4 protein-coding genes are annotated in these 5291 nt (G+C 66.2%); all 4 read left to right on the top strand.

Annotated elements, in window-relative coordinates:
* The coding region (locus G9373_RS44545; RefSeq protein ID WP_240961140.1) for an amidohydrolase family protein at window positions 1-917 on the top strand (917 nt) is incomplete at its 5' end.
* Window positions 918-922: 5 nt separating this feature from the next.
* Complete coding sequence (locus tag G9373_RS44540; protein WP_240961139.1) at window positions 923-1987, top strand: extracellular solute-binding protein; 1065 nt, start codon at window positions 923-925, stop codon at window positions 1985-1987.
* A 73-nt stretch (window positions 1988-2060) separates the two neighbouring features.
* Entirely contained in the window at window positions 2061-3884 is a 1824-nt protein-coding gene (locus tag G9373_RS44535) for an iron ABC transporter permease (RefSeq protein WP_167121188.1), read from the top strand.
* 12 nt (window positions 3885-3896) lie between these two features.
* Window positions 3897-5045 carry an ABC transporter ATP-binding protein gene (locus tag G9373_RS44530; protein WP_167121185.1) on the top strand — a complete coding sequence of 383 codons (1149 nt, stop codon included), beginning with the start codon at window positions 3897-3899 and terminating at the stop codon, window positions 5043-5045.
* The last annotated feature ends 246 nt before the right edge of the window (window positions 5046-5291 follow it).

Below are 5291 nucleotides of genomic sequence, written 5' to 3'. Positions count from 1 at the left end.
CCCCGCCACCTACCAGCCGTGAGGTATTGATGTTCACCGTCGACACACACACCCACATCATCTCGCCCGACACCGATTCCTATCCCGCAGACCCTCTCGGCGGCCACCGCTCCACCTGGTCCCAGGAACGGCCCACCGACATCGACGGTCTCCTGCGCGCGGCTGACGCCGCCGCCGTCGACCACCTCGTCGTCGTCCAGGCCTCCACGGTCTACGGATTCGACAACAGCTACGTCGCCGACCAGCTCACCCGGCACGCCGACCGCATCAGCGGGGTCTGCTCGGTGGACTTCCTCTCCCCGAAGGTGGTCGACGACCTCCACCACTGGATCGACGAGCGGGGCTTCTCGGGAGTCCGCATCCGCGCCGCCGACGGGACGACGGCCGTCCCGACGCCCGGCCGCGGCCTCGACGACGAGCGCATGGCGCCGGTCTGGCAGTTCCTGTCCGATCGCCGGGTGCCGGTCTGCATCCAGATGCACGCCAAGCACGCGCCCATCCTCGCCGGACTCCTCCAGCAATACCCGGGACTGACCGCGATCCTCGACCACGCGGGCCGGCCCCAGCTGGACGACGCCGCGCCGTACCCGAGCACCGACGGAGTGCCCCAGCTCGAGGAGACCGGCCGGGTCTTCATCAAGCTCACGCCGCCGGCCGTCCTGCGTGCGCAGCGCGAGAGCGGATCCGCGGCACCGGTGGTCCGCAAGCTGATCGAGAAGTTCGGCGCAGCCAACGTCATGTGGGGTTCGAATTTCCCCGCCTCGGCCGGATCGTTGTCCGAACTTCACGACCTCATCAAGACGCAACTGCCCTCGCTCGATGACACGCAGCTGGAACTGATCGCCGGCGGCACCGCCGGCCGGCTGTACGGGCTCACCCCTGCCGGCGCCGTTATCCCCGGCGCAAAGGAATGTTGATTGCCATGACCCGAATCGGGCGCAAGTTCTGTCTGACCGCCTCGGTCATGGCGGTTGCCGTCGCCTTGTCCGCCTGCGGCGGTCCTCCCGCCGTTCCGGACACCAAGAATCTCGATGAGCTGTACCAGGCGGCCAAGGCCGAAGGGGAGGTCGTCTGGTACGCGCCGAAACCAGAGGCGCAGATGAAGCCGGCCATCGACGCCTTCGAGAAGAAGTACCCCGGGATCGAAGTCCGGTACACGAACAAGAAGGCTCCGGACCTCGTCACCCAGCTCAATGTGGAGCAGGCCGCCGAGCGCGTGACCTTCGATGTCTCCAACGCGGGTGGGCTCACCGTGCTGCCGTCGCAGTCCTTGGCGGCGAAGGTCGACTGGGCGTCCTACGAGGTGCCCGGCGATCAGATCTTCGCCGACGACTTCGTCTACGTCTGGGCCGTCCCGAAAGTCTGGGCATACAACACCGACGCCGTGGCCGCGAGCGATACGCCGAAAAGCTGGGACGACCTGCTCGATCCGCGATGGAACGGGGGAAAGCTCAGCGTCGAGGCGCGCGGGTCCTTCATGACCGTGTGGGCTCAGGACCCGGCCCTCGGCACCGACGCCGGTCTCGACTACAGCTCCCGGCTGGCCCAGCAGCAGCCCCACTACACCGAGAACACCACGCAGGCCCACACACTCATCGTCTCCGGCCAGACACCGGTCGGCACCGACCTCATCAACCTGGTGCTGGGCGACCAGGCCAAGGGCGCGCCGGTCGCCGTCGCACCGGTGGGCCCCACCAACGCCAACAAGTCCTACCTGTTCGTGACCGAGGGCGCCCCACACCCGGCCGCAGGTCGCCTGCTCACCGCCTTCCTCGCCTCCGAAGAGGGCCAGTCCGCCCTGGTCGACACGTACAACTCGGCCATCCCTACCAACACGGACTGCACGGACGCCGCAACCAACCGCGTCATCGGCGCCCTGTGTGACGCCGGCGTCGAGTGGTTCGGCGAAACCAACCTCGAGCAGTACGAGCAGTTCTCGGATTACTTCCCCGAGGTCGAAGAGGCCTTGGGCACCGACGTCAACTGACGGCCCCCACCGTCGCACCGCTGCCCGACGGGCAGCAGAAGACTTTATCCCCTCACCTTTGGAGACTTCAGCGATGCAGTCCGGCACCCCGCTCTCCACCGGCGGACGCCCGCCCACCGGCGGACGCCCGCCCACCGGCACGCGCCCGCCCACCGGCACACGCCCTCAGCGAACCGGCGTCCGCCCTGAGCCCACCGACGCACACCCGCACCGGCGGGACCGTGTCCTGATCGGCGTCAACATCGCCATCGGCGCGATCATCGCCTATCTCATGCTCTTTCCCCTCGGCATGCTGTTGTTCAGCAGTCTCAAGGACAGCGAGACGAAGCTGCCCTTCCAGGTCCCCGGGTTCACGCTTGCCAACTTCACCGCGATCTTCTCCTCGAAACGCCTGGTCGAAGTCGCGCTCAACTCGTTGATCTTCGTGGTCGGCACCGTGGGCCTGGCTCTTGTGATCAGCGTCAGCCTGGCCTACCTGTTCGAACGCACCGACATCCCCGGACGCCGATTCCTCGCGCCGAGCACACTGGCCCCCATGGCCGTGCCGGCCACGGTCATGGCAGTGGCCTGGGTGCTGGCGGCCAACCCCACCAACGGTCCGATCGCCATCGTCATCGAGCGGATCTTCGGGTTCACCATCGACATCTACTCGCTGCCCGGCATGATCCTGGTAGCCGGAATCTTCGGCGTCCCAGGCATGTACATCATGCTCGCGCCGACATTCGCCCGGCTCAACCTCGAGTTCGAGGAGGCCGCGGCCACAGCGGGCGCCGGATGGTGGACACGAACCCGCAAAGTGGTTCTGCCCCTCACGATGCCGGGAATCACCGCGGCCAGCATGCTGCTGGTCGTCATCGCGCTCGAGGAATTCGCGATACCGGCCATCCTCGGAATGCCGGACCAGATCTACGTGTTCAGCAGCCTCATCCAGGCCTCGCTGCAGCCGCCGTCGGGACTCGCCAACTACGGCCAGGCCAGCGCCTACGGCATCATGCTGGTCCTGCTGTCCCTGGTAATGATCGCCGTCTACCGGCGCCAGACCCGCGAGTCACACCGATTCCAGGTGGTGGGGGGCAAGGGATACCGGTCCACGCCGGTGCGGCTGGGACGCTGGCGCATCCCGATCTTCGCCACCGTCTTCCTCTACGTACTCGTCGCGATCATCGTGCCCATCCTGACCCTGGTCTGGACGAGCCTGACCCCGTACCTCCAGCCGATCAGCCTGGACAACCTGGGTGCGCTCAGCCTCGCCAACTACACCGCGATCTTCACCAACCCGAGCCTGAGCCGAGCGGTCATCAACACCCTGGTGATCAGCCTGATCACGGCGACGCTGACCGCCGGATTCGCCCTGTGGCTGGCGCTGGCCGCCAGCCGCGGCGGACGCATCGGCCGGTGGCTGTTCGATATTTCGTTCCTGGTCTTCGCCATCCCCGCCGTGGTACTGGGAATGGCGGTGCTGTTCCTCTACCTGTACCTGCCGTTCCCGATCTACGGGACGATCTGGATCATCATCATCGCGTTCACCACCCGATACGTCCCGCGCGGGTCACGCATGATCCAAACGGCACTGCTCCAGCTCGACAAAGGACTCGAAGAGGTGGGACGCGTCTCCGGTGCATCGAAAGGTGTCGTGCTGCGCCGGGTGATCTTCCCCCTCGTCGCCCCCGCGGTGTCGAGCACGTGGCTGTGGGTGTTCGCCCACTCCCTGGGCGAACTCCCCATCGCGCTGCTGCTGTCCAGCTCCGACAACCGCACCGTCGTGGTGCTGCTGTGGGACATGATCGGCGAGAGCGCGAACTATCCCGAGGCCAGTGCCCTCGCAGTTCTCCTGCTTGCCCTCTCCGCCGTCTCCGTCTGGTGGGTCAACCGCCGTGGCGTCCAAAAACACATCTGAGGTGTCGTGAACATGCAGAAACTCGTTGCTACCGACCATTCCGTACAGATCTCCGGTCTGCAGAAACAATTCACCCGTCACGACAGCGGCGAGGTGAACCGCGTCATCGACGATGTCAGCTTCGCCGTACCGAAGAACAGCTTCTTCACCTTGCTGGGACCCAGCGGCTGCGGCAAGACGACCACGCTGCGTTGCCTCGCCGGACTCGAGACCGCTGACGGCGGCGAGATCTGGATGAACGGGAAGGCCGTCTTCTCCGCCGCCGCGGGTCGCGACGTCCCTCCCGACTCCCGGCCGATCGCCATGGTGCCGCAGTCCTACGGGATCTGGCCTCACATGAAGGTGTTCGACAACGCCGCATTCCCGCTCCGATACGGCCGAAAGACATACCCCCGCCCCGAGACTCAGCGCCGTGTCCTCGCAATGCTCGAACAGGTGGGGCTGTCGGAGTACGCCGACCGATGGTCCACCCAACTCAGCGGCGGCCAGCAGCAGCGGCTCGCGCTGGCCCGCGCTCTGCTGTGCGAGCCGGAGGTCCTGCTGCTCGACGAACCGCTGTCCAACCTGGACGCCAAGCTACGCTCACAACTGCGCGCCGAGCTGCGGTCGTTCCAGCAGAAGTTCGGCGTCACCACCATCTACGTCACGCACGACCAGGGCGAAGCCCTCGCCATGTCCGACACGATCGTCGTCATGAACCGTGGCCGAATCGAGCAGATAGGCTCGCCGAGCGAGATCTACGACTCCCCGGCGACACGGTTCGTGGCCGACTTCGTCGGCAGCGCCAACCTCATCCCCGGAGTGCTCGACCGGCCGGCAGACCCCCGTGACCGTGTGGTCGACGCCAAAACGACCCTCGGGGTGGTGCGGTGCGAGCGATTCACCACCCCACCCGCACCGCCCACCGCCGGCCAGGAAATGTCCGTGTGCATCCGGCCCGAGAACATCCGCGTGGTCACTGCGTCACGGGAGGCCGAGGGCCCCAACCGGTTCCCGGCGCGCATCATGACCGCCGAGTACCTCGGCGATCGCCAGGAGATGGTCGTCGCCGTCGGGGATGTCACACTTCGCGCGCACGCCGATGCGCACTTCGACGCTCGCCCGGGCGACGACGTGACCGTTGTCCTGGACCCAGCGTGGACGGTCGCGCTGTGGTCCTAACGCCGTAAGTCGTGAGAGTGCTGTCGGCGTGGTGAACTGAGTGGACGAGGACCTCCGGGCGGAGCGGGTGTCGTGGCGCACCCACGAGCCGCCTGGAGGTCCTCGCGGCGACGATTAGTCCGAAGTTGCGGTAGCTCTCGGCGGAGATTGCATGATCGACCTGAGAAGACGACGGAAATCGATTCGAAAATGTAGCCACTAATACTGCGTGTCGTTGCGGTGTCTAAACCGATAATCGATCTAACA

This window comes from Rhodococcus sp. A14, from assembly GCF_011603105.1.
GTDB classification, from domain to species: domain Bacteria; phylum Actinomycetota; class Actinomycetes; order Mycobacteriales; family Mycobacteriaceae; genus Rhodococcus_F; species Rhodococcus_F opacus.
The sequence above is the reverse complement of the archived record's forward strand: the minus strand, read 5'-3'. Positions and strand labels throughout refer to the sequence as shown.